Origin of the sequence: Kitasatospora sp. NBC_00070 (assembly GCF_045041205.1) — a bacterium.
Taxonomy (GTDB): domain Bacteria; phylum Actinomycetota; class Actinomycetes; order Streptomycetales; family Streptomycetaceae; genus Kitasatospora.
This window is the reverse complement of the sequence record NZ_CP108248.1, coordinates 195,208-218,473: the sequence shown is the minus strand read 5'-3', so window position 1 is coordinate 218,473 and position 23,266 is coordinate 195,208. Positions and strand designations below refer to the sequence as shown.

Annotated in this window: 16 protein-coding genes and 5 pseudogenes; 13 read left to right on the top strand and 8 right to left on the bottom strand. The window is 68.7% G+C overall.

The features are described 5' to 3' along the window. Positions 1 to 54: 54 nt before the first annotated feature. Both OHV05_RS36015 and OHV05_RS36010 read left to right on the top strand, forming a co-directional pair. Entirely contained in the window at positions 55 to 1,869 is a 1,815-nt protein-coding gene (locus OHV05_RS36015; protein WP_331730216.1) for a 5'-nucleotidase C-terminal domain-containing protein, read from the top strand. A gap of 73 nt (positions 1,870 to 1,942) precedes the next feature. Next, positions 1,943 to 2,946 (top strand): annotated as a pseudogene (locus OHV05_RS36010) (IS5 family transposase). Positions 2,947 to 3,578: 632 nt separating this feature from the next. On the opposite strand, the gene OHV05_RS36005 reads toward OHV05_RS36010, so the two are convergent. Continuing rightward, the gene (locus OHV05_RS36005) at positions 3,579 to 4,436 is read right to left on the bottom strand and encodes an alpha/beta fold hydrolase (RefSeq protein ID WP_405021634.1); all 858 of its coding nucleotides are present in this window, start codon (positions 4,434 to 4,436) and stop codon (positions 3,579 to 3,581) included. An 849-nt stretch (positions 4,437 to 5,285) separates the two neighbouring features. Between OHV05_RS36005 and OHV05_RS36000 the strand changes: the two are divergent. The 5 genes and pseudogenes from OHV05_RS36000 to OHV05_RS35980 all read left to right on the top strand — a co-directional run. Beyond that, positions 5,286 to 5,417: pseudogene (locus tag OHV05_RS36000) on the top strand (helix-turn-helix domain-containing protein); the annotation flags it as partial. A 25-nt stretch (positions 5,418 to 5,442) separates the two neighbouring features. Further along, positions 5,443 to 5,697, top strand: coding sequence for a hypothetical protein (locus tag OHV05_RS35995; protein WP_405021755.1), 255 nt, complete (start codon positions 5,443 to 5,445; stop codon positions 5,695 to 5,697). Positions 5,698 to 5,842: 145 nt separating this feature from the next. Continuing rightward, on the top strand, positions 5,843 to 6,181 hold the full coding sequence (locus tag OHV05_RS35990) for a DUF6247 family protein (protein WP_331730213.1): 339 nt from the start codon (positions 5,843 to 5,845) through the stop codon (positions 6,179 to 6,181). After that, a complete protein-coding gene (locus tag OHV05_RS35985) occupies positions 6,178 to 6,438 on the top strand; it encodes a hypothetical protein (protein ID WP_331730211.1) in 261 nt (86 codons plus the stop codon). Before OHV05_RS35990 ends, OHV05_RS35985 begins: the two co-directional genes overlap by 4 nt. Positions 6,439 to 6,449: 11 nt before the next feature. Continuing rightward, positions 6,450 to 6,869, top strand: a pseudogene (locus tag OHV05_RS35980) (NADPH-dependent FMN reductase); the annotation flags it as partial. 42 nt (positions 6,870 to 6,911) lie between these two features. Here the strand turns inward: OHV05_RS35980 and OHV05_RS35975 are convergent. The 4 genes from OHV05_RS35975 to OHV05_RS35960 form a co-directional block, all read right to left on the bottom strand. After that, complete coding sequence (locus OHV05_RS35975) at positions 6,912 to 8,129, bottom strand: serine hydrolase domain-containing protein (RefSeq protein WP_331730210.1); 1,218 nt, start codon at positions 8,127 to 8,129, stop codon at positions 6,912 to 6,914. A 1,240-nt stretch (positions 8,130 to 9,369) separates the two neighbouring features. Beyond that, positions 9,370 to 9,681 (bottom strand): hypothetical protein, encoded by a 312-nt coding sequence (locus OHV05_RS35970; RefSeq protein WP_331730208.1) that lies wholly within the window; start codon positions 9,679 to 9,681, stop codon positions 9,370 to 9,372. A 358-nt stretch (positions 9,682 to 10,039) separates the two neighbouring features. Beyond that, positions 10,040 to 11,428, bottom strand: a complete 1,389-nt coding sequence (locus OHV05_RS35965; protein WP_331730207.1) for an IS1380 family transposase — start codon at positions 11,426 to 11,428, stop codon at positions 10,040 to 10,042. 410 nt (positions 11,429 to 11,838) lie between these two features. Next, positions 11,839 to 13,071: a mandelate racemase/muconate lactonizing enzyme family protein gene (locus tag OHV05_RS35960; RefSeq protein WP_331730206.1), complete on the bottom strand. Its 1,233-nt coding sequence runs from the start codon at positions 13,069 to 13,071 to the stop codon at positions 11,839 to 11,841. A gap of 115 nt (positions 13,072 to 13,186) precedes the next feature. Here OHV05_RS35960 and OHV05_RS35955 point away from each other — a divergent pair, with 115 nt between their 5' ends. Next, on the top strand, positions 13,187 to 14,200 hold the full coding sequence (locus OHV05_RS35955; RefSeq protein ID WP_331730205.1) for an AraC family transcriptional regulator: 1,014 nt from the start codon (positions 13,187 to 13,189) through the stop codon (positions 14,198 to 14,200). Positions 14,201 to 14,402: 202 nt separating this feature from the next. Here OHV05_RS35955 and OHV05_RS35950 read toward each other — a convergent pair whose 3' ends face one another. Together OHV05_RS35950 and OHV05_RS35945 are read right to left on the bottom strand one after the other, a co-directional pair. After that, positions 14,403 to 14,666: a hypothetical protein gene (locus OHV05_RS35950; RefSeq protein WP_405021754.1), complete on the bottom strand. Its 264-nt coding sequence runs from the start codon at positions 14,664 to 14,666 to the stop codon at positions 14,403 to 14,405. Continuing rightward, entirely contained in the window at positions 14,597 to 14,971 is a 375-nt protein-coding gene (locus OHV05_RS35945; protein WP_331731153.1) for a helix-turn-helix transcriptional regulator, read from the bottom strand. The genes OHV05_RS35950 and OHV05_RS35945 overlap by 70 nt, the downstream gene beginning before the upstream one ends. A gap of 453 nt (positions 14,972 to 15,424) precedes the next feature. Here OHV05_RS35945 and OHV05_RS35940 point away from each other — a divergent pair, with 453 nt between their 5' ends. From OHV05_RS35940 to OHV05_RS35920, 5 genes and pseudogenes are all read left to right on the top strand, one after another. Next, positions 15,425 to 17,641, top strand: a complete 2,217-nt coding sequence (locus OHV05_RS35940) for a molybdopterin cofactor-binding domain-containing protein (protein ID WP_331730203.1) — start codon at positions 15,425 to 15,427, stop codon at positions 17,639 to 17,641. A 21-nt stretch (positions 17,642 to 17,662) separates the two neighbouring features. Continuing rightward, on the top strand, positions 17,663 to 18,121 hold the full coding sequence (locus OHV05_RS35935) for a (2Fe-2S)-binding protein (RefSeq protein WP_331730202.1): 459 nt from the start codon (positions 17,663 to 17,665) through the stop codon (positions 18,119 to 18,121). An 863-nt stretch (positions 18,122 to 18,984) separates the two neighbouring features. Beyond that, positions 18,985 to 19,293 (top strand): transposase, encoded by a 309-nt coding sequence (locus tag OHV05_RS35930; RefSeq protein WP_331730085.1) that lies wholly within the window; start codon positions 18,985 to 18,987, stop codon positions 19,291 to 19,293. Next, complete coding sequence (locus OHV05_RS35925) at positions 19,290 to 20,207, top strand: IS3 family transposase (RefSeq protein ID WP_331730083.1); 918 nt, start codon at positions 19,290 to 19,292, stop codon at positions 20,205 to 20,207. Before OHV05_RS35930 ends, OHV05_RS35925 begins: the two co-directional genes overlap by 4 nt. Positions 20,208 to 20,737: 530 nt before the next feature. Next, a pseudogene (locus OHV05_RS35920) lies at positions 20,738 to 20,827 on the top strand (IS5/IS1182 family transposase); the annotation flags it as partial. Positions 20,828 to 21,792: 965 nt separating this feature from the next. Here OHV05_RS35920 and OHV05_RS35915 read toward each other — a convergent pair. Next, a pseudogene (locus OHV05_RS35915) lies at positions 21,793 to 23,188 on the bottom strand (IS1380 family transposase). Positions 23,189 to 23,266 lie beyond the last annotated feature (78 nt).

Genomic DNA, 23,266 nt, shown 5'->3' with positions numbered 1-23,266 from the left:
TACGCGCGTCACCACCCCTGCTGACGGACCGTCCGCCCCACGTTGGAGTCGTCCATGTCCTTGAACCGTCGTGACTTCGTCGCCCGCTCGGCGGTCACCGCCGCCGGGGCCGCCCTGGCCGGCGGGCTGCCGCTGCTGACGGCCGCCCCGGCCGCCGCCGCGCCCGCCGAGCAGCGCGGCAAGGCCCCGAAGAAGCAGACGTTCACCGTGATGGGCACCACCGACCTGCACGGCCGGGTGCTCAACTGGGACTACTTCACCGACGCCGAGTACGACGACAAGGCGCACAACGACGTCGGCCTGGCCAAGATCGCCACCCTGGTCAAGCAGGTCCGGACCGAGAAGGGCTGCCACCGCACCCTGCTGATCGACGCCGGTGACACCATCCAGGGCACCCAACTCGCTTACTACTACGCCCGGGTGGAGCCGATCACCGGGAAGCGCGGACCGGTCCACCCGATGGCCGCGGTGATGAACGCGCTGGACTACGACGCCGCCGCGCTCGGCAACCACGAGTTCAACTACGGCATCCCGCTGCTCCGCGCCTTCGAGCGCCAGCTGGACTTCCCGCTGCTCGGCGCCAACGCGCTGGACGCCAAGAACGAGCGCCCGGCCTTCCCGCCGTACGTGATCAAGGAGATGCACCTGGGCAGCGGCCGGCCGCTGCGGGTCGGCATCCTCGGCCTGACCAACCCGGGCATCGCGATCTGGGACAAGGCCAACGTGACCGGCCAGCTGGTCTTCCCGGGCATCGTCGAGCAGGCGAAGAAGTACGTGCCCCGGCTCCGCGCGGCCGGTGCCGACGTGGTCGTGGTGGCCTGCCACTCCGGCGTGGACGAGCCCAGCTCCTGGGGCGACCAGCTGCCCTGGGGCGAGAACGTCTCCGGCGAGCTGGCGGCCGCGGTGCCCGGCATCGACGCGATCCTGGTCGGCCACGCGCACAAGGAGATCCCGCAGCGCCTGGTGGTGAACCGGGAGACCGGCAAGACCGTGGTGCTCTCCGAGCCGTTCGCCTGGGGCCAGCGGCTGACCTGCTTCGACTTCGAGGTGGAGTACGCCCGGGGCGAGTGGACGGTGACCGGGGTGACCTCCCGGGTGCTGAACTCCAACACCGTGCCGGAGGACGCCGGGATCGTCCGCCTGATCGACAAGCAGCACAAGAAGACGGTCGCCTACGTCAACCAGGTGATCGGCACCTGCAAGGCCGAACTCTCGATCGCCGAGGCCCCGTTCAAGGACGTGCCGATCATCGACCTGATCGGCCGGGTGCAGGCGGACACCGTGAAGGCCGCCCTGGCGGGCACCTCGTACGCCGCGCTGCCGGTGCTGGCCCAGGCCGCGCCGTTCAACCGCACCGCGGTGATCCCGGCCGGCACCGTCAAGCTGCGGGACGCCGCCGGGCTGTACATCTACGAGAACACCCTGGAGGCCCGGGTGCTGACCGGGGCCCAGGTCAAGGACTACCTGGAGTACTCCGCCAAGTACTTCGCCCAGCTCGCGGTCGGCGCCCCGGTCGACCTGGCCACCCTGACCAACCAGGCGAACACCCCGGACTACAACTACGACTCGATCTACGGCGTCTCCTACGACATCGACCTGACCCAGCCGGTCGGCTCGCGGATCACCAACCTGACCTTCGAGGGCGCCCCGGTGGCCCCGGCCGCGCAGTTCGTGCTGGCGGTGAACAACTACCGGGCCAACGGCGGCGGCAACTTCCCGCACGTGGCCAAGGCCCCGGTGGCGTGGTCCAACTCGGAGGAGATCCGGAACACGATGATCAGCTGGGTGAAGGCCAAGGGTGTCATCGACCCGGCCGAGTTCGGCGGCGGCACCTGGCGCCTGGTCCGGGCCGGGGTCCCGCTGTTCTAGGGAGCGTATCGAGTCGTGATCAATCTGTGGGATGTGCCTTCGTGGCACGGCCCGGTCCGGTAGACCGTCTTGCGTGACGCGAGTTCAACTGACTGATGATGAGTGGGAGTTCATCGAGCCGTACCTGCCGATCGGCGAGTACGGCCCGTACCCCGAGCGGCTGCGGCAGCAGTTCGAGGGTGTGATCTGGCGGTTCAAGACGGGCGGGCAGTGGCGGGAGATGCCGACGGAGTTCGGCGCCTGGTCGACCGTCCACAACCGCTTCCGGCAGTGGCGCAACGCCGGGGTCTTCGAGGCCCTGCTGGAGGGCACGATCGCGGAAGCCGCGAAGCGCGGTGAGGTAGATCTGTCCCTGGTCAGCATCGACTCCACCACCGCCCGGGCCCACCACGACGCGGCCGGCATGCACCTCGACGGGGACGTCGTCACCGCCCTGGAGAAAGCCGCCGCCGAGGAGGAGAAGGCTAGGTCAAAGGGGGCGGCCTCGAAGAACAAAGCGGGCAGGAGGCCGAAAGCGATCCCGCGCGAGAGGAGCGAAGACGCATCCGGCGTCGGCACGGACTCCGACTGAAGGCCGCCCTGCTCGGCAGGTCCCGGGGCGGACTCACCAGCAAAATTCATCTCGCCGCGGACCGCGGATGCCGTCCGCTTGCACTTGTCCTGACCGCCGGACAGGCCGGGGACAGCCCGCAGTTCATCCCCGTTCTGAAGAGGGTGCGGGTGCGCGGGCCCGTCGGCCGTCCCCGCACCCGGCCGGACGCGGTCGCCGGGGACAAGGCCTACTCGTCCCGCGGAAACCGCGCCCACCTGCGTAAACGCCGAATCAAGGCGGTCATCCCGGAGAAGAAGGACCAGGCCGCCAACCGGAAGAAGAAGGGCTCCGGAGGCGGCCGCCCCGTCAGCCACGACGCCGACCTCTACAAGGAGCGGAACACCGTCGAGCGCGCGATCAACAGGATGAAGGCGTGGCGCGGCATCGCCACCCGCTACGACAAGACTCCGGGCAGCTACCTCGCCGGCCTCCACCTCCGCGCCTCGATTATCTGGATCAAGGACCTCACGCGAAGCTCCACTTGATCACAACCAAATACGCTCCCTAGTGCCGTGCCCGGCTCGGTTTGCCCCGTCGCGCCGCCCGGCACGCACTCTCGCCGCACCGGGCGAAGGCCCGAGTGGGGTTCGCTACGCGTGGCCTCCGCCCGGCACGCCGAGAGCACGCACCGAAGGACGCGACGGGGCAAACGAGGCAGCCGTTCTCTCGCACTTCTTGAGCTCGACATCTCGAAGAGTGGAGAACGGCCGCCTCTGCTGTCCCGGAAATAATCCCATCAGCAGCCCGGGGGGGGCCACCGAGGTTGAGATAAAATCCCAGGGACGGCCCGATCAGCGCCTCCAGTGTGGAGCGCAGCCGACCTCCCTTGCCGGAGCTGTACTCAGCTCGGCTAAGATGCTCAATCTTATGTGTACTTCTTCATCGCGATGAGCGGTGGAGGATCCGGTAGCAATACCGTTGGACTTTGTGCCAGTGCGGGATCCGGCGATTGCTTTTCTGGCATTGGCGTGTGGGATCGATTTCTCGGTCATTTCGACGAGCTGGCGAACATCCAAGGCCTCCGGCCGGGAAAGTGATCCAGTCGTCCCATGAGGACAGACCTGATCCCCGGGCCTTTGCGGGACCAGGCTGCACTGTTCAGCATCCAGGGAGTTCTCTACTTCAATTGATTTTCGCTGTTTTCCCGAACGTGACTTAGCAGAAGCTTATTGATGGTCTCGGAGGACTCGTGGGGAAGCCAATGCCCGGCCCCCTCAAGGATTTCAAAGTGATACGGCGCATCGATGAATCGGGCAGTATCTTCAGCAGCTTTCCGGCCGTACGCGCTGTCTTCGTCACCCCATATATAAAGGGTGGGGACAGCGATGCGGCCAGCTGGTACTGAGAGGTCCTCGTCTATTGCCCTGTACCAGTTGAGTGTCGCAGCAAGGGCGCCCGGCTCCAGGAGTCGGCGGACGATCTCGTCCTCCAGGTACCGCGGCATTCTGCCAGCGTAGCCTTGGCGAATCCGTGCACCGCCGTCACTGGCAAGTGCGGCTTCGGGCACGCCATTACGCTGGCGCAGGAAGGGAACGTGGCTGAGCATTTTGTGCTGTTCCGGGCCCGCCTTCAGTGCATTCTGAAGGGCGAGCGGATGCGGGGTGGACAAAATATTGATGGAAAGAATCCGCTCTGGATGTGCGCTGGCCAAAGCCCACGCAACCATGGCACCCCAGTCATGCGCTATCAGATGGAAGCGATCTGCGCCCTGAGAGTCGGCAAACCCAAGGGAGTCGGACACCATGTTCTCTATCGAGTAATCTTCGATTGCCGCAGGACGGGCGGACGGAGAGTACCCTCGCTGGTCAACCGCAAGCGCGCGGAAGCCGGCCTTCGCAAGGGAATCAAGCTCATTGTCCCATATTGCGGAGAATTCGGGGAATCCATGGAGCAAAAGGACAAGTTCGCCACTTTTCGCCCCAGCGGCAAGAGCGTCAAATGAATGGCCGTCAAGATCTATCTTGACATTTTCCACTGGCGCATGCGAGTTTGAATTAATTTTTCTCTCCTCCCGGATCCCCTGCGCCATCTCAGTCGGAGGCGCCAGGGGGGACTTGCGGCTACCACCACGCGGGCCACAGCACGCAGAACTGTAGACAGACAGGTCTATCTGCAGCAAGTGAGTCCAGGGTTCTGAACTGCGTGATGCGGGCTCGCAAAACGAACGATGCGACTCCGAGTTCTCCGCAGTCAGGCCGCTGACCTGTGGCGCGAGCAGTTCCGGAACGCTGAGGACACGAGGTGGTGCTCCGCATGGGCCCCCGGGTCAATTAAGGAATCTGTCCACGGAAGGCAATTGTTTACCGAATCTGCCATTCTCACGTCCGCGCGGGTGCGCGAGGCGCTGGTCACGGGGGGATATCCTGGCGACAGGCCAGCGCCAAACGCATCCCAACCGTCGGCGCCGACGGCGCGGACGGCGCGCCGGTGAAGGCCCCTGTCGGCTCTTCCTGCAGAAGCATCATCGGCGTTCCCCCCTCGGATGATCCGTCACTGCGACGGCTCCGTCTTTTCCGGGGAGGCATTGCGGCGGCCAAGGCTGTCACAGTCTTGGCCGGAAATACTGGGGCATGTTCTCTGGGCTGAACCAGACATGTGAGGTGCCTCAATATCATGGCGATACCATAAGGAATTCATGGTATTCATGAGGACGCTATTCCGAGGCCCGGAAAGCGTATAAGGAGGGCGGTTCCACCGGTCGGCGCGGTGGTATCGCCGCCTGGCGTTTCCCGGGTACTTGGATGAGGACGATCGGATTCTCATACCGACCCGAACCGGTAGGGTTCCGGGCTTGTTGATCGGGGCGTGGCGGATCCGCTTGGGGATGCGCGGTAGTTTGTCGCCGGATGTGCAGGAGGCTTTGCGGATGCGGGCCGTGTCAGCGGTTCGAGCGGGACGCGAGCGGCGGGCGGTAGCTGAACTCCTGGACGTGAGTGCGGAGTCGGCCGCCGACTGGTGGGCGGCGTGGCAGGCCGGTGGCAGTGAAGCTCTGGTCTCCGGCCGACGCGGCCGACGGCCAGGCGAGCACCAAGCACCAGGTGCTGGCCCCGGACAGGTTGCGGTGTGTCCGGCAAGTGGTGCTCGACCACCAGCCCGCAGACCTTGGCCCGGGCGGGCAGTTGTGGAGGCGGCCTGCGATCGGTGGCCTGATCGCGATGCTCTCCCGGGTACGCGTGGCCGAGCACGGGATGGGCAGGTACCTGGAGCAGCGGGGGCTGTCCTTCCAGAGCAACTGACGGACAGGCACTGCTGTGAAGGCACCAGAGTCGGACGCCCGATCATGGCTCCGGCCGCAGAATCGGTGCTCCCGGGCGCCTTTGAACTGGCTGGCGGCGCGAGATTCAGCCGGCGCCCGCCACTGTGCGTGCGGATTGCCGTAGCGTGACCGACGACGAAGTGGAGGACCCGATGAGCGCCCAGCCCGACCATCTTCCCGCCCCGCCCCCGGCCCCGGCGCCGCGGGCCGCCGCCCAACTGCTGGCCCGCATCCGCGCTGAGCGGCCCGAGCGGACCGAGCGCTGGCTGCCGGCCTTCGAACGGGACTGGGCGAAGGCACTGGAAGACTCCCGCCAGACATACGACCTTTCACCGCTGCACGAGGTCGTCCGGACCTGGCAGGTCCGGCTGGACAGCGCACCGGCGGTCGACGAATTCGTCGCCAACGGCATGGACGACGAAGACGGTACCGACCTGTCCGAGTTCACCGGAAAGAGCCAGTGAGCTACCACGTCTGGCCCGCCCGCCTGTCCCCGCGCGCAGGCAAGGCCTTCGCCGAACTTCCCTCACACGCCCAGCAGATGGCCACCGACCTGCTCGACATCGCCTCCCGCACCCCCTGGGGATGGCCCCAGTGGGACGCGACCGATCCCGAAGGCGAGGACGTGCGCTGCGCCTCCATCGGCCAGCTCAGTCTCGTCTACCTGGTCAACCGTCCGGCTGGGCGTCTGCACGTCATCGACATCGTCTGGCTGGGCTGACCCCATCACGAGTGTGGCGGAGGTCCTGCGGGCTTGACGCACGGCTGGGCCCCGGGTTCGGCCACGTCGCAGGGGTCTGCTGCGCCCGGGTCCATGTCCCGGAGGTCGCAGGCAATCCGGTTAAGCAGAGGCCGGAACGTTTTCTGTTCCTTCTCATCGAGCGTTTCGAGGAGCTGGCCTTCGGCCTCCAGTACCAGCATGAGCACACGAGACAATGGGCGGCCAAGATCGCTTCGTTCGACGGGTTCGTCATCGTGACACCGGAGTACAACCACGGCATCCCCGGCACGCTGAAGAGCGCCATCGATTTCCTCTACGCCGAGTGGAACAACAAAGCGGTCGGCTTCGTGTCCTATGGCGGGGTCGGCGGCGTCCGGGCCGTCGAACAGCTGCGGCTCGTCGCCGGCGACATCCGCTGCGCTCGGCCTCGACCGTCGCCGCCTGAACGAGCCGCCCCGCCTGCCGAAGGGGGTTCAGGTCAGGCAGGTGCGGACCGCTGCGATGAGGGTACGGGAGCGGATGTCCCCGGTGACGCCGGGCTGCATGCCGTTGGTGACGTAGCCGAAGCCGATGCCCAGGTCGGGGTCGGCGAAGCCGAGGGAGCCGCCTCGACCCGGGTGGCCGAAGGAGGCCGGGGAGGCCATCGGGGAGCTCGGGCCGTGGCGGAAGAAGCCGAGGCCGAAGGCGGTGTTGATGATGAGCACCCGGTCCGGGCCGCTGACCGCAGGGCCCATCGCCTCGGCCAGCAGACCCGGGCCGAACACCGCCGGGAGCCGTTCGCCGGGGGCCCCGCCGTGCCGGTCGGCGGCACCGATCAGCGCCGCGTAGAACCGGGCCACCGAACGGGCGGTGCCGATCCCGCCCGCGCCGGGGATCTCGGCGGCCTGCGCCGCCGGATCGTTCAGGTCGACCTTGGGCCGGACCGCGCCGAACGAACGGGCCGTCAGCGAGGAGGGGTCCTGGTAGGCGTCCACCACCGACCTACGGGGGCGCAGCCGGAGGCCGTTCGGACCGTTCAGCGCCGCCTCGGGGGCGGGCAGGTCGACCAGCCGGCCGACCCTGGGGGCGGCGCCGGCGGGCAGGCCGATCCACAGGTCGAGCCCGAGCGGCTGGGCGATCTCCTCGGCGAAGTACTGCCCGACGCTGCGCCCGGCGGCCCGCCGGACCACCTCGCCGACCAGCCAGCCGAAGGTGTACGGGTGGTAGCCGTGCGCCCGGCCCGGCTCCCAGAACGGGGCCTGGGCGGCGACCGCCGCGACGGCGGGCTCCCAGGCGATCACGTCCTCGACCCGCAGCGGCACGTCCAGCGCGGGCAGCCCGGCCTGGTGCGAGAGCAGCCAGCGGACCGGGATCCGCTCCTTGCCCGCGGCCTTGAACTCGGGCCAGTACGAGGCCACCGGGGCGTCCAGGTCGAGCTGTCCCTGCCCGGCCAGGTGCAGCGCGGTGGCGGCGGTCAGGCCCTTGGTGACCGAGCGGAGCACCTGCGCCGTGTCGGCCGTCCAGAGGACCGCCGGGTCGGGGCGGCCGCCCACCTCGGGACGGGCGTCGCCGCCCCAGAGGTCGACCACCTTGCGGCCGTCCAGGTAGAGCGTGAACGCCGCGCCGAGCTCGCCGTGGTCGCGGAAGTTGCGCGCGAAGGCCTCCCGTACGGGCTCGAAACCGTCCGCCGCCTCGCCCCAGATCTCCACCACCGCGTGCCGCCCTCTGCTCGTCCGCTCCCCTACTTCCGAAAGATAGTCCGATCATCGGGCGCTCGCCGAATCGGTAAACCCGCCCCGCATCGAGCTGCCGGGGCGCTTTGCGTCGTGGTGATGCTTTTGCTCGCTCAGCGCCACTCTTGGATGATTGGCAACGTCAGGAAAGCTGGAGTACCCGGCCTCCCGGTGGTGCGCCACTCGCCGGTATTTGCTTGCACCGTGTCGTTGATGGTCCCGCCGGGCGCCAGAACTTCCCAGAATCTCCTCCCGACATTGGTATCCATCAGCATTCGCGTCTGGGGCCACTCATTTCTGGATCGTGCACTGTCCAGCTTGGGTCGGGTAGCATCTTCGATTCCATGTTCAGAGGGGCACTCGTGGGGGCAGACCTGGGCCGCCACCGCTGTGGGTGGCTCTGTGAAGATTTCGGTTCTGGCCCGTACGGTGCTGTCCTGCATGGCTGGTCACACCCGGCGGCCGCTTGGCGTCGGCCCGCAGATGGTGACGTCGCCCTGGGCGCGCTCCGCCCCGGCCGGGAGCATGGGTAGGTGGTGGGGTTCGCGGCTGGTCCACCGGCCGGGAGCGGAGATCCGAGTGGCGATCAAGGCCCTGGGCGGTCAGGGGGACCGGCTCGGCGCTGTGCTGTCACCGGAGACCTTGGCCTCCTGGACGGAGAGCCTCTCGAACGTGGCCTCTCGCCCACGGCCCGGGCCATCGACGAACACCTGGACACCGGACCGACTCTCCTGCTGTGTTCCGATGGCGGTACCGGGTGGAGGCCGAGATCGCTTGCCGCGGGGCAGAGCGTCCTGGTCCTTCAAAGGTTGAGCGCGTGCCGTCATCGGGTCGCTGGCTCTGTTCACGGGTTGTGGTGCACGGTGGGCCACTGGACTGGCTGAGACCGGGACGGCCGTCGTGCGGGTGGCCGTCGGCGAAGTCGTTGTCGTGCCACGTCTCGCCGGGCCGGCCCGGCGCCCATGTCACGTACCTCACCACCGGGCCGACCTGTGTCACCAGCCGCGCGCCCGCCCACTGATCACGCTGCCCAGCCACGCATCCCTGAGGGCCTCGGCCAAGGAGGCGCGGCAGCAGTTCAAGGAGGGTGACGTTCGTCGCGCGCAGTTCGGCGAAATAACTGTCGATCTTCCGGACGAGGTTCCCGACCCGGAGTCGCAGGGCGGCGAGATAGCTCTTCACGATCCCGAACTCGCGGTCTTTCTTCTCCTGCGCTTGCTCAAAGTGACGGGTGGGTGGGGCGATCTCCTGCTGTGCGATCGAGTCCCCAGGCGCTGCGGGGCTGCTTCCGGGGGCGGCGCGCCTGGACCTCGATGCCTGCGGTTTCGAACCAGCCGTAGAGGGTGGTCGCGGCGATGCCGCCCAATTCCCGCACGCGACTGCGTGAGGCACCTAGCTCTGCCGCTGCCACGGAGGCTTTCCGCAGCTCAGCGGTGACGCGGTCCACTTCGGAGAGGGCCGCAGCGCGCTCGGCGCCGAGCCGCGCAACTTCTTTCAGGGCTTCTGCCTGCCTCTTCTCTGGAATCTCCACAGGTTGGAGCTTACACCGATGAATTACCAGAGATAAATCATGTAGGACACACTAATTGCGTGTCTGGTAGTGCTCCCCGAAAGCGAAGCGGCCTCAATCAGCTGGCTGCACATGTCAGAGCCGCTTTCGAGGCCATCCGCAGCCCGTCGGCCTGCAACTGCCTGCGCGGTGGACAGGAGCAGGCGCAGCCCGCTCAGCCTGGATCCACCGCCGGGCATTCGGTGAGTGCTCGGCGGTGATCTTTGGGGCGGTGTCGAGGTGGGTTCCCGCTGGTGGGCAGGGGTGAGTGCCGGGTGGCCGTCCGGTGCGGGGTCTCCGAGGTCTTTCGGTGTCGTGGGCGGTTGGGGCGGGTCGCCGGTCAGGTCCGTAGGCGGTGGCCGGTGGCTGTCCACAGACTGCTGAACGCCTCGGTCCACGGCCAGCGGGTCGGCAGGTGAAGCGTCAGAGTTCGCGCTGAGGTGGCCAGCCGGGCTGGGGTGTTGATGAGTTGGCGGCGGATGGTGCCGGTGCGGGCTTTGGCGTGGAATGTCGAGGCCAGGTGGCCGGCGGCGCGGGTGAGGTTGTGGGCGATGGCGGCCAGGGTGAGCCAGGCGGCGTTCGCGGTGAACTTTCCCGAGGGCAGGTGGCCGAGCGCGGAGTCCTCCAGGTCGGCGAAGACCTGCTCGATGACGGCGTGGTCGCGGTGCGTCTGCTCGGCCTGGAGCAGGCCGAGGGTGCTGTCGGTGAAGATCGCGTGATGGCGGTGGGTGGCAAACAACTCGCCTTGCCCGGCTGCGACATGAGCGGGGTTGAGCCGTTTCACGCGGCGGACCAGCAGCCGCGCGGTGAGGTGGTACTTCTTGGCCTTGCCGGTGAACGCGGTGTACTGGGTCTCGGCGACCTCGGCATCGGAGATCCACTGCCCCTGGGTCTCGTCCCAGACCGCGTTCGGGTACTTGATCGCCGTCCAGGCGTCCTCGCCGATCGCGGTGATGGCCGCCCGGATCTCCTTGCGGTTGGCGGTGGCCAGGGAGAACCGGGCACCGGCCCTGCGGCAGACGTCAACGACCTTGTGGGAGAAGAACGCCGAGTCCGCGCGGACGACGATCAGACCCCGCGCGCCCATCCGGCGCACGGTGGTCAGGGCCTCGGCGATCAGGGACGCGGCTCCCTTGCCGGAGTTCGCCGCCCCCTTGCGCAGTCGGGTGGCCACGATCACCGGCGCGCACAACGGCGTTTTGACGGTGACGATCTGGAAGTGCAGGCCTCTGACCTTGGTGTATCCGTGCCCGGCGCCCTGTTTGGCGGTGCCGTAGACCTGCTTGACCTTGGAGTCGATGTCCACGAACACAACCTGGTCGGCGCCGGGCAGCAGGCCGGTCTGCGCGGCGAGGTTGCAGGTGAACGCGCGGGCGGCGGACTCCAGTTGGCGCACGTGGCCCCAGGAGAAGGAGCGCAGGAACGAGCCGAGCGTGGAGGGCGCCCGCACTCCGCCGAAGAGCTTCGGGAGTGCGCCGTGTCGCAGGACGTCCAGGTCGTCGATGCTGTCCGCGCCGGCCAGCATCCCGGCCACGACCTGGACGGCTTTGGCGTCCGCGTGGGCGCCGGAGCCGTGCGCCGACCCGGTGATCCGCACGTTCGCCCGGACCAGAGCGGGCAGGTCACACCGCTCCAGCAGCCGCACCGCCGGAACGAGACCGGCGGGCGCGAGCAGATTCGGATCATCGAACGATGCGAAGACCGCCGAAGCGGTATGGGAAACTATCACTTACGAGATGCCTTGCTGATCCGGTGCGATGGAAGCCTAGAGAACTCCCATCATCCCAGGTCACAAGGCATCTCTTCGTTCCAGCCCTCACACCGCTGACAACCCGCGCGGTGGATCCAGGCTCAGAGCAGCACCGATCATGATTCGTGACCGTCTCCCTGAGGGCCTGCCGGTGCCTGCGGGCTGGGCCCGGCCGGTCGGGGCGTAGACAAAACTGTTGTGCGCAATATCCAGCACCGGACCATCGAGGCGCCCGCCGCCAGGGTGGGCGCACTGCTCGACAGGCTGAGCGCCCCGGGGGACACCGTCTGGCCCGTTTCGGTCTGGGCGCGCCGCACCTGGGCCAGCCTTCGGCTTGACGAGCTACGGGAGCTGCAGAGCGAAGCTTGCCGAACCGAACCGTGCGGTACTCAACTGCGGCGGGCCTTGTTGATCTCCAGCGCCGTTCGGAAGCCCTTCTCCCGGATGGCCTTCACCGCCACCGAGAACTTGCCAGCGGAGGCAAAGCGGGTGCCGTGGCGGCGCAGGGCTTGGTGGTCGATATCGAAGCCGAGTCCGGGGGCGGTAGGGAGCTCCAGTTCTCCGCCCTGGTGGGTCCACGGGGTGGTGAGGATGGCGTCGCGAGCCGGCACCGTCCAAGAGGGCGGGTTGATGGGGTACTCCAGCAGGCCGTGGGCACGGTCGCCGCCGACGGCCATGAGCTGCAGGTTAACGGCGAAGCCGATGCCGTTGGTCCAGGTGTGCGGGGTGTAGGAGAGACCGGCCGCCCGGCAGAGGCGGATCACTTCCAGGGTCTGTGCGATGCCGCCCGTGAAGACGGCGTCGGGCTGGAAATAGCTGTAGCAGCGGCGCTCGATCATCATGCGCAGTTCAGGCAGACCGCCGGTGTGGAGTTCGCCGCCGGCGATCGGGATCCTGCTGTGGCGGGTGAGTTCGGCCAGGTCGTCGTAGGCGTCCATGGGCAGGGGCTCCTCGAGCCAGGCGACGCCGAGGTCGGCGCAGGCGTCGGCGAAACGCTTGGCCCTGGCCAGGTCCCACAGCGGGGCGTCCGCGATCGTGGTCACCCGCCAGGCCTGGTTGGCGTCGACGGCGACCTTCATGCGGTCGCCGACTGCGGCTACGACCGCCTCGACCTGGGCGAGGTCGGCCGATTCGTCGAAGTCGTGCACACGAAGCTTGATTGCCCGGAAGCCTTCCTGGTACCTGGCCTCGGCCTCCTCCACCCTTGCCTGGGGCGAGCGCACCTCGCCGGTCGAGGCGTACAGGCGGATGCGTCCGCCTTCCGCGCCCAGCAGCCGGTACACGGGAACGCCGGCGAGCTTCGCCTTGATGTCCCAGAACGCGGGCTCGATCCAGTGGTTGCGCAGCCCGAGGTAGGACATCTCCCGCAGGCGCTGCTGAACGAGGTCGATGTCGGTCGCGTCCAGTCCGATCATGTACTGCGAGAGCAGCTCGCCCAACCCGCCGCGTTCGCGGCCGAGCGCCGGGCCGGCCGACCAGCCTTCGATGCCGTCGTCGGTGATGACCCGCAGGAGGTCGAAGCGGTTCTCCGTCTGGGGGTAGCCGGGGATCCAGCTCGGACGGAACGGTGATTGCAGCGGGTAGGCGACGTGATAGAGCTCGATGCGGCTGACGGTCGTCATGTGGGCCTGCTCCTCCTGTGGTCTGGTGGTGATCCACCAGCCTGGTGACAGAGGAGGCCCGCCGCATTGACAATAGCCTCCGACTTCCTTGTCTTCTCATGCCACGGAGCTGCTGATGACTGGTCCGCGGACTGTGAGTACCTCGTACGCGCGGACCCTCCTCGGTGCCGTCCGGGCGGCGGGTGAGGATGGTGGTGCGCTCCTGCAGGGTGTGGTTTCGGAAGCTCGGTTGGCCGAGTCAGGCGGGCGGATCGGGGCCGACGCGATGCGACTGCTGTGGGAGCGGGCCGTGGAACTGACCGGGGAGGGGTTGATGGGTCTGCGGATGGCGCGAGCCGTCCGGCCCGGGTCGTTTCATGTGCTTGGCCTGCTGTTCCTGCACGCTCCCACCCTGGGCCATGCACTCGAGTACCTGCTGCGGTACCAGCGGCTGGTCAGTGAGGCCGGAGTGCTGAGCACTCGCCAGGGCGACCGCGGGGGCATCGTCATACGGTATGCCGAGCCGCCCGGGGGCCCGGGTTTGCTGCCACAGCAGGTGGACGCGATCCTGGGATCCATAGTCGTCCAGGCGGGATGGCTCCGTGACCGGCCCTTCGGCCCGGCCGGGGTCACCTTCCGGCACGAACCGCAGGGAGACCCGGCCGCGTACCGGGCGCTCTTCGGGGTGACGCCCAGATTCGGCGCTGACGCCGACGAATTGACCGTGGCGGTGGGCGACCTGGCAGCACCTCTGCCGTCCGCGGACGCCGAGTTGTGCGGCATGCACAGGGAACTCGCCGACCGACTACTCGACGTCCTGCCAGGGCCGGGAGCCACGAGCGCTTTCGCTGTCCGGTGGCTCTCATCCCGGTCCGCTGCGGCCGTCCGCATCGACGATCTGGCGGTCACGCTGAGCACCAGCGTGCGCAGTCTGCAGCGACGCCTGCGGGACGAGGGTACGACCTGGCAGCAACTGGTCGACACCGCTCGACGGGAGCAACTCGTGGGCCTGCTGTCCGGCCGGTGCTCGCTGGAGACGGCGGCCCGCCGCCTCGGCTACCACGACGCCAGCAGTCTGAGCCGTGCGGCCCGGCGCTGGTTCGGCACCACACCGGGCCAGTGGCGGGAAGGACTGTTGCCCGGGCCGTAGTCGCCTGTATCCGGTGGGATGGGCAGGCAGGCCGCGGACCACGTGCCGGGCCCGGCCACCGGCACCGCGTCGGCAGGCCCAGCAGCGTCCCCGGGACGATCGCGACGAAGGTCAGGTAGGTCCAAAGCTCTCGGCACGCGACGTCCGGCCCTCGGCGGCCCGCTGACTGGCCTACCGGTACTCGGCCGTCTGCTCGTTGGCATCACCTCCCGCACCTCGGCGGCAGCGTGAGCGCGTTGCACTCCGCGTACGGGTCAGGGCGCTTGCCCTGGACGGCTGTGCTCACTTGGGCCTCCGGCCCGTAGACCGCACATGTCTCCAGTTCGGCCCAGGTCCGGGCGTGGATCGCCCCGTCCGACAGGTCGCCGAGCCACATCTCGAGGACAGCCTGATGCCCTATCCGCTTTTCCACGGCGGCGTCCACGCCGCAGATGTCCGGGTGCAACACCGAGAACCGAGAGAACACCGCTCGGGCATACGCCGAGGTCCGGAGAGGCCCGGGAGCCAGTGTGAGTCAACGGACTGCCGGACGCTGGTCTTGGCCGTCTGTGCGGCGTACGCCTCTTGGAGCGGAACCGCGCCCCCGGCCAACTGACGCCGATACGACCGGTACTGAGTCTCAACGGTCCGCAGGCGGCCGACCAGTTCCGCCGCCGCGTCCGGCCGCTCCACCGCATCGGCCCACGCCATGAGGTCAGCGCGGGTCGGGGTCTGCCTACCGGGCTCCAGCCTGCTGACCTTGGACTGGGGCCAGCCCAGCCGGACGGCCATCGCCCGGCCGGACTGGCCGCTCTCGGTCCGCAGTTCGCGCATGCGGGCACCGAGACCGGCCCCGGCCTGTTGAAAGTCCGTGCTCACCCAGCGGACGGTCCCTGGGCCCGGAACTCCGCGTAGACGACGGCATGGTGCCAGGCCGCGTCCCGAAGCTGACAGGCGCGCAGCACCTCCACCGAGTCCGTGACCACCCCATCTCGCCGCTGAACGGGCGAACCCGGCCTCCCGGGAAGCCCACCGCCAGGTGAGCCCCGCGATGCCAAGAGCCTCCACACCCGCCCGAAGGCCGGCGATCCTCTCTTCCATCGAATGGGTGACTCCGGCCGCCTCCGACGTCACGGCCGGTCCCGTCCTCCTCTCACATTTGCAGACAAGTACTGCCCCGGGGATGGTGTACGAGCGGATCATGCTGAGAGGCTGCCGCGAGTCGCAGGGGTCTGCCCCTCGCGCTTGCGACATCACGTCCCACCTCCGGGAAAGGCCCCTCCGATCAGCAGCCCCTCGCAGGAGCAGGACACCGCCGCTCCCCAGCCGACCAGCCGCCGCCGTTTCCTCACCTACCTGGTGGCCGCCCCCGCGCTCGCGGTCGGTGCCCAGCTCGCCTTCGACGCGAACCCCGCCGAGGCGCTGCCCCGGCTGGTCGATCTCGGGGACGTGCTGATCCTGGCCGGGTCGTCGACCGCGCACCTGCTGGTGCTGGAGGTGACCGAGGCGGGCAAGGCGGTGCTCCAACTCCCTCGCCTGGAGGTCGGGCAGGGCCTGACCACCGCGATGGCGATACTGGTCGCCGAAGAGCTGGACATGAAGCTGGCCGATGTCGAGGTACCGCTCGCGCCGGCCCGCCCCGAGTTGGTGTTCGCCCAACTCACCGGCGCCTCCAATTCGGTGCGCTCGCTCTATGAGCCGGTCCGGGCCGCCGCCGCGGCCGCCCGGGCCCGGCTGGTCACCGCCGCCGGGCTCCGCTGGCAGCTGCCCGCCCGCAGCCTGGGTACCGCCGGCGGCCGGGTCACCGCGCCCGACGGCCGCTCCGCCGGGTACGGTGAACTCGCCCTCGCCGCCGCCCGGGTGGTCGTCCCGGCGGTCTCCACCGCCCCCAAGGCGGAGGCGGCGCAGCGCTTGGTCGGCACCCCGACCGGCCGGATCGATGCCCGCGACATCGTCACCGGCAAGGCAAAGTACGCGGGCGACCTGGACGTGCCGGGCGCGGTCCCGACCGTGGTGCACCGCCCGCCGACCATCGGCGGCACGATCCGCTCGCTGGACGCCACTGCCGCCCGGGCGATGCCCGGCGTGCTGGACGTCGTCCGGATCCCGAGCGGCGTGGCGGTGCTGGCCGAGACCTTCGACCAAGCGCTCAAGGCCAAGGCCGCGCTCCGGGTGGACTGGCGTCCCGGACCGCTGGCCGGGGTCTCCGACGCGGACGTCCGAGCTGGGCTGCGTGATGTCAACCCGCCCTTCCTGATACCGCCCCTCCTAGCCGCCAGCGTGGAGGCCGAGTTCGACTTCGCGTTCGTCAGCCACGCACCAATGGAGGTGCTGACCGCCATCGCGGACGTCCGCCCCGGCCGAGCCGAGATCTGGGCCGCCCTGCAAGCTCCGATTGCCGCCCAGAAGGACATCGCGGACACGCTCGGCCTGACCGTCGATGCCGTCAAGGTCCATGTCGTACGCGGCGGTGGTTCGTTCGGCCGACGGCTGTTCCACGACGCCGCCATCGAAGCAGCGATCACCTCTCAAATGACAGGCCGGCCGGTCAAGCTGATGTGGACCCGCAACGACGACATCCGGCACGGCCGGGTCCGCCCCGCCAGCCACCACCGGATCCGGGCCACCCACGCCCTCGGCCAGGTGCTCACCTACGAGCACCGGGCCGCCACCGTCCGCACCGACTTCGGCCACGGACTCGGAGACCCCCTCAGCGCCGCCGGGGCCAGCCTGCCGGTCGGAGACGCGTTGTTCTCGCAGACCTTCTTCAAGCTCACCCAGGAAAACCCCTACAACCTCGGATCAGCCTCCCAGAAACTGGCCGAGCTGCCGCTGGAGATCCCCACCGGCAGCTGGCGGTCCGTCTACTCAGGAATGGTCCGGGTCGCCGACGAGGTGATGCTGGACGAGCTGGCCCGCACCCTGGGCCGCGACCCGATGGCCTTCCGCCGGGCCCGGATCTCCAGCACCACCGGCCTGGCGGTGCTCGACAAGCTTGCCCAGGCCGGGAGTTGGGGCCGGCCGATGCCGCCCGGCCACGCCCAGGGCGTCGCCTACCACGCCGAACACCGCTCGGCGGTGGCCTGCCTGATCGAGCTGGACGCCACCGACCCGGCCAATCCCCGGGTCACCAAGGCCGTGATGGCCGCCGACGTCGGCCGGGTGATCAACCCGCGCGGCCTGGAGGCCCAACTGCTCGGTGCCGTCACCGACGGCATCTCGGTCACCCTACGGGCGGGCGTGCACCTGGACGACGGAGCGATCCGCGAAGGCAGCTACGCCGACTTCCACTACGCCCGGCAGCGGCACAGCCCGCTCGCCTTCGAGGCGCACTTCCTGCCGCCGAGCGGCTCGCCCGGCGGCGCCGGCGAGCTCGGCTTCCCGGCGGCAGCCGCCGCGGTGGCCAACGCCTACGCCCGCGCGACGGGCACCAGCCCGCGCAGCTTCCCGATCGCCTTCTGACCCTCCCCCAAGGACCTTCACGTGCCCAGCTACCAGTTCGTCCTCAACGGCAGTCCGGTGACCGTCGAGGCCCCCGCCGACATGCCGCTGCTCTGGGTGCTCCGCGACAAGCTCGGCGTCACCGGCCCCAAGTACGGCTGCGGGGTCGGCGTCTGCCGCGCCTGCACCAGTCACCTGGACGGCGCCGAGGTGCAGCCCTGCGTGGTACCGGTCGCCGACTGCGCCGGACGCACCGTCACCACCATCGAGGGCCTCGCCGACGGCGACCGCCTGCACCCGGTCCAGGAAGCCTGGCTGGAGTGCGACGTTGCCCAGTGCGGCTTCTGCCAGCCCGGCCAGATCATGACCGCCGTCGCTCTGCTGCGCACCAACGAGAACCCCAGCGACGCCGACATCGACCGGATCGAGAACGTCTGCCGCTGCGGCAGCTACGCCCGGATCCGTGACGCGGTCAAGCGAGCCGCCGCCAAGATGCCCTGACGGCGGCCGTGCCGCCCGCCCGCACTGCCCGGTGCCACTCAACGGGGCCGCCGCGTTCGCACACTCCAGCGACCAGCACACCCGGCCCGACAGCACGCCTGGTCACGGACGCTCCAGGACGCCGCGCCGCGCAGGAGGTCGTAGCGGGCGGTCGCCTGGTGGAACCGGCCGAGGAGCTGCCTTAGCCCTCCGAGTGGCACCGGCCCGCCTGTGGCCGTCAGTTCGGCGACCCGGGCCAGGACGCGGCTCTTCGGACGTGCCGTCCGAGAGGGCGCCGCCCGGCGGGGCCGAGCGCTTGTCATCGAGGGCCGGCCCGCGGGCAACGCGTTCGCGGTGCGCGGCAGGGACCGGAGCCTGAGCGGGTGGAGAAGTCACCCATCCAGGCTGGGCTCAGCTGGCCGGTGGGGTCCAGTCGGCGGGCAGGCCGGACTGGGCGAGGAGGGTGGCTATGCTGTAGTGGTCCTGGTCGGAGCTGATCCGGCCGTGGGCGTCCAGCTGGCCGAACGTGTCCCGGCGGAGATCGGCGTCGACCCGACCCGCTTCGCCGACGCCCGGGCCAATCGCTGCTCAAGGAATAATGCTGTCGGATCAGACAACCGGGATGAACCCGCTGCTGAAATTCCTGGTCTCGACCATCGCGCGGAGATATTCCTGCGGAGCCGATCCGGCATCGAGCCTCAAGTGGGACACATACAGATGCACGTAGCGGTTTCGCCGGCAGATATCCTGCCATTCTGTGACGGGCGGATGCTCGATGAATTCTCCCCCGGGCATCATCAGGCGTACCAGGTCATTGAGGTTCCCCCGAGATGCGGAAGGCGCTGACAGCGGGTCAGATGGGACTCATGAGAGGACCGCTGACCATGGCTGCACCCCGGAAATACTCGTTGGAGTTGCGTGAGCGTGCGGTGCGGATGTATCGCACCGCCGAGCCGAAGCCCCAGATCAAGAAGCTGGCTGTCGACCTCGGCGTGCATCCCGAGGCTCTGCGCGGCTGGATCCGTCAGGCTGAAGCGGACGCCGGCGAACGCGACGACCGGCTGACCACCGACGAGCGTGCCGAACTCGCCGCCCTGCGCAAGGAGAACGTGCAGCTCAAGCGGGCCAACGACGTCCTGCGGACGGCCTCGGCGTTTTTCGCGGCGCAACTCGACCCGACCCGGCCCAGGTGACGGCGCTCGTTGACGAGCACCCCCGCCTGGGAGTCGAGTGCGTACTTCGGGAACTGCACATCCCCTCCACCACCTACTACCGGTGGCGCCGCGCCGAGAAGGAGCCGTGCGAACGGCGGCGCCGCGATGTCGAGCTGACCGGGAGGATCAAGGAGATTCACGCGGAGTCCGGCGGCAACTACGGCTCGCCACGCGTGCACGCCACCCTCAGACGCGAGGGCACCCAGGTGGGCCGCAAGCGGGTCGAGCGCCTGATGCGCGAAGCCGACATCGCCGGCATGAGCCCACGCCGCAAGGGCTTCACGCGCCGCGATCCGAAGGCCACCCTGGCCCCGGACCTGGTGAACCGGGACTTCACAGCCCAGGCGCCGAACCGGTTGTGGGTCACCGACCTGACGATGATCTCGACCAGCGAGGGCCCGCTGTGGCTCTCAGCGATCCGCGACGCCTTCTCCCGCCGCGTCGTCGCCTGGGAGACCTCAGCCCGCGCGGATGCCGACCTGGTCCTGACGACGCTGGAGTACGCACTCGCCAGTCGCGAGATCGAGCCGGGCAAGCTCATTCATCATGCCGATCACGGCTGCCAATACACATCCATCAAGCTGACAACCCGTCTACTACGGGCAGGAGTTGATGCTTCCATGGGCTCCATCGGGGACTCCTACGATAACGCCCTCGCGGAAAATCTGTGGATGCTGATCAAGACCGAGTGCGTGCGCGGGCGCGTCTTCGCCACACGTGCCGAGGCGAACCTCGCGCTCTTCGAGTACCTCGACGGCTTCTACAACAGCCGGCGCATCCAGAAACGACTCGGCTACCTCAGCCCCATCGAGTTCGAAGAGAAGCACTACGCCGACCAGGCGACGGCCGAACAAGCGAACCTGAACACCCGTCACCCCATCCTGACCAGCTGATCAGCGACACCCGCACAACGGGGGAACCTCACATCGTCGCTAAAGCGGAACCGAGTGTCGGCGCGGATCGCACGCGTGAGAGAGCCTCCGGTGGGGTCCAGCCCCAGGGCTTCGGCTACCAAAGGCATCAGGGACTCGCCTTCGTAGGGGCTCACATCAACGAGAAGGGTGAAAGCATGCTTGCGGTGGTCTTCGGCCTCGCCCGACCAGCATTCCAGCGCGAACTGACCTGCCCTGGTTCCCGTCTCACCATCTGATATGGCATCGGCAGTCACAGCGGTCACCTTTCTAACGGCCAGTTCACACCCTAGAGATCCGGGTGTGCCGAAAAGCCACACGGGCAGGCAGACTGCTGGGCACTATTGCGGACGGGGGAGGCGTACAGGTACTGGCCCGGACCGTTCCCCTGCCTGTGGAGCAGCTTCTCCACTGACTTCAGAACCGAGTCATGTCGACGAGGATTCCTTCACCGGCCTCTGCCGCGTCGTCAGCACGGCTACGGCTTGGCTCCTTGGCTCGCTGAGATGTCAGTCGACCGGGGCAAGCCCGGCTCCACGGAGCACGTCCTGTCCGATTGCGGCGGGCTGCCGCTCGTCGTCGGTATCTCGGTCAGCACCACCCATGAATGAACGTATGGACCAGCACGGCCTGATCCCGCCGATCCAGGCTCTCCACTGAAGCAGGCTGTGGTCACCGACCCCGTTCACGCGGCGACAGCTCAGCGGATGCGCCAGGCCTTGGCCCTGGAACGCGAAAAGCGCACGATGGTACGACCCCTGCGACCACAGCGACGGTCGTGCCGCCGCCCTGCGGGCCCTGCCCGACCAGGACGCCCCTCCGGGCGTCCAACCGCAGAGGAACTCCCAAAGCCGGGCAGTTCGCATTTCCGCAGGTCGCGCAGGGCGGCGGTGCCCGTCGGGGTGGCTGCCGTGTAACGGATCGTGCGGACCCTCCTGATCAGCCCTCTCGGTCCAGCGGGCGAGTTGTCGATAGGTGGCGACGCGGGTGAGACCGCCGAGGAGCTCGGCGATCTTTCCGGCCCTCCGCTACCTGTCGGGCGCTCCCTGGACGATCTCGAGGGCGCGGGACATGCGGTTGCCGGTCTGGGCCGGGGCCGACGTATTCAGGGACCGTGGTGGCCGGTAGCGCGGGCCGAGGGGGCGGGGGTTGCCGGAGAGCGATCGTTACGGACGCGACGGCTCAGGCCACCGAGCTGCCCGGCAGCGAACCTCCCGGCGGCCACGGTGACCGTACGGGTGATGGCGGTCACCGGGGCGGACAGGACATGGTGAGACGGCAACGGAGAGTTCCTCGGGATCAAGCTGTCTTGGTCGACTGCCAGTACCAACGAGCTTCGTTGTTCTGTGTCGAAAACCCCTCAACAAGCCTGCGTGACCTGCGGAGAAGCTAGCCTCGATCTTGCATGACGGTTCGTCAGCTTGGCTGGCGGGCCGTTTCTGCTTGTCCGGGCGGGGTGTTTCCGCCGGTGGGCAGGCTTGTGACCCGGCTGTCGCGTCGGGTGGGCGCCGGGTTCCACGGTTCCGGATGTTGTCTGGTGTTCGTCGGGATGGGGTGATGTCGCTGGTCAGCCGGGGTCCGGCAGGGCGTGCAGGCGCTCGAAGGCACTGGTGATCGTGTCGGTCCAGGGCCAGTGGCGGGCGAGGCGGAGGTAGCGGCGGCGGCCGGTGGTGACGAGCTGGGCGGCGGCGGAGAACAGCCGCAGCCGTAGGCGTTTGGGTTCCCAGCGGCGGGCGGTGCCGGTCAGGGCGAGCATGGGCATCCAGGCGAGCAGGTCGAGTGCGAGCTGGACGATCTCCAGCCAGATCTGGTTCTGCGCGAACCGGTGGAGGGGCAGGTTGCGCAGGCCGGTGTCGCGGGCGGCGCGGATGCGGTCCTCAGCGCGGGCCCGCTGGCGGTGCCGCAGCTCCAGCCGGGCTATCGGGGCGTGGGTGGTGTTGGTGGCGAAGCAGGTCAGGCGCATGCCGTCGGCGTCGGTGAAGCGCAACTGGGCTCCGGGGTGGGGCCGTTCCTTGCGGACGATGAGCCGCATCCCCTTCGGCCAGCCTTTGAGGACATCGCCGGCGAGCTCGGCAACCCAGGCGCCGTCGCGGATCTCTCCGCCGGGTTCGACTGCGGGGGTCCAGGCAGAGGCCGGGATCTTCAGCACGGCCTGGTGGATGCCGCCGGTGATGGTCATCCCCACCGAGTAGGACAGCCACCGGCCGCGTGTGGTGAGCCAGTTCAGGAAGTCGTGGGTGCCGCCGGCGGAGTCGGTGCGGATCAGGGTTCGGCGTCCGCGCCGGTACTTCTTCGGTAGCTGGGCCAGTGCCGTCCGGGCCGCTTCGATGTGGTCTGCGGCCGTGTTGCTGCCGGCTGTTCCCCGGCCGCAGCAGCCCGGCGACCGGCTCTCCAGACCCGCCTGGGCCGTGGTCGACGAACGCGAACAGCGGGTGGTGCCCGAACGTCTTCTTCCAGGTCTTGGCCGCGTCCTGCTTTTCGGAGTGCGCGAGGACCAGCACTCCGTCGATGTCCACGGTCACCTCGCCGCCCGCGTGCGGGGCCGCCTCGCCGGCCAACCGCCAGGCCCGCTCGCGGACTTCGGCCCGCGCCCGCCGGATCGCCCCCAGTGCACGGGGCCCGGCCGCGGCGAGGGTGTCGACCAGACGGGAGACGGTCGGGTCGGAGGCCACCGGGCCGAACACGGCGGGCTCGGCCCGCAGCATCGCGACATCAGCCAGGCAGTCCCCGCCAAGGGCCACCGCGAGCGCGACATCCAGCAGGATCTTGCCGGGATCATGGACCGCACGCGCCTTGCGCCACGGCACCAGCGCCGTCGATATCGCCGCATCCAGCCCTGCCTTGCGGGCGGTCTCGACCAGCAGCACGGCGCCGGACTGCGAGACCACCCCGCGACCGTTGCCCTCGACGCGAACACGCGGATACGACCCGATACTGTTCACCTGAGAAGTGCTTCTTTCCATGCAGCTGACTGGACCCTAGACAAGTCCCATCGTTGCAGGTCAGGAGCACTTTTCTCTTTTCTGATCACCCGTCGGACA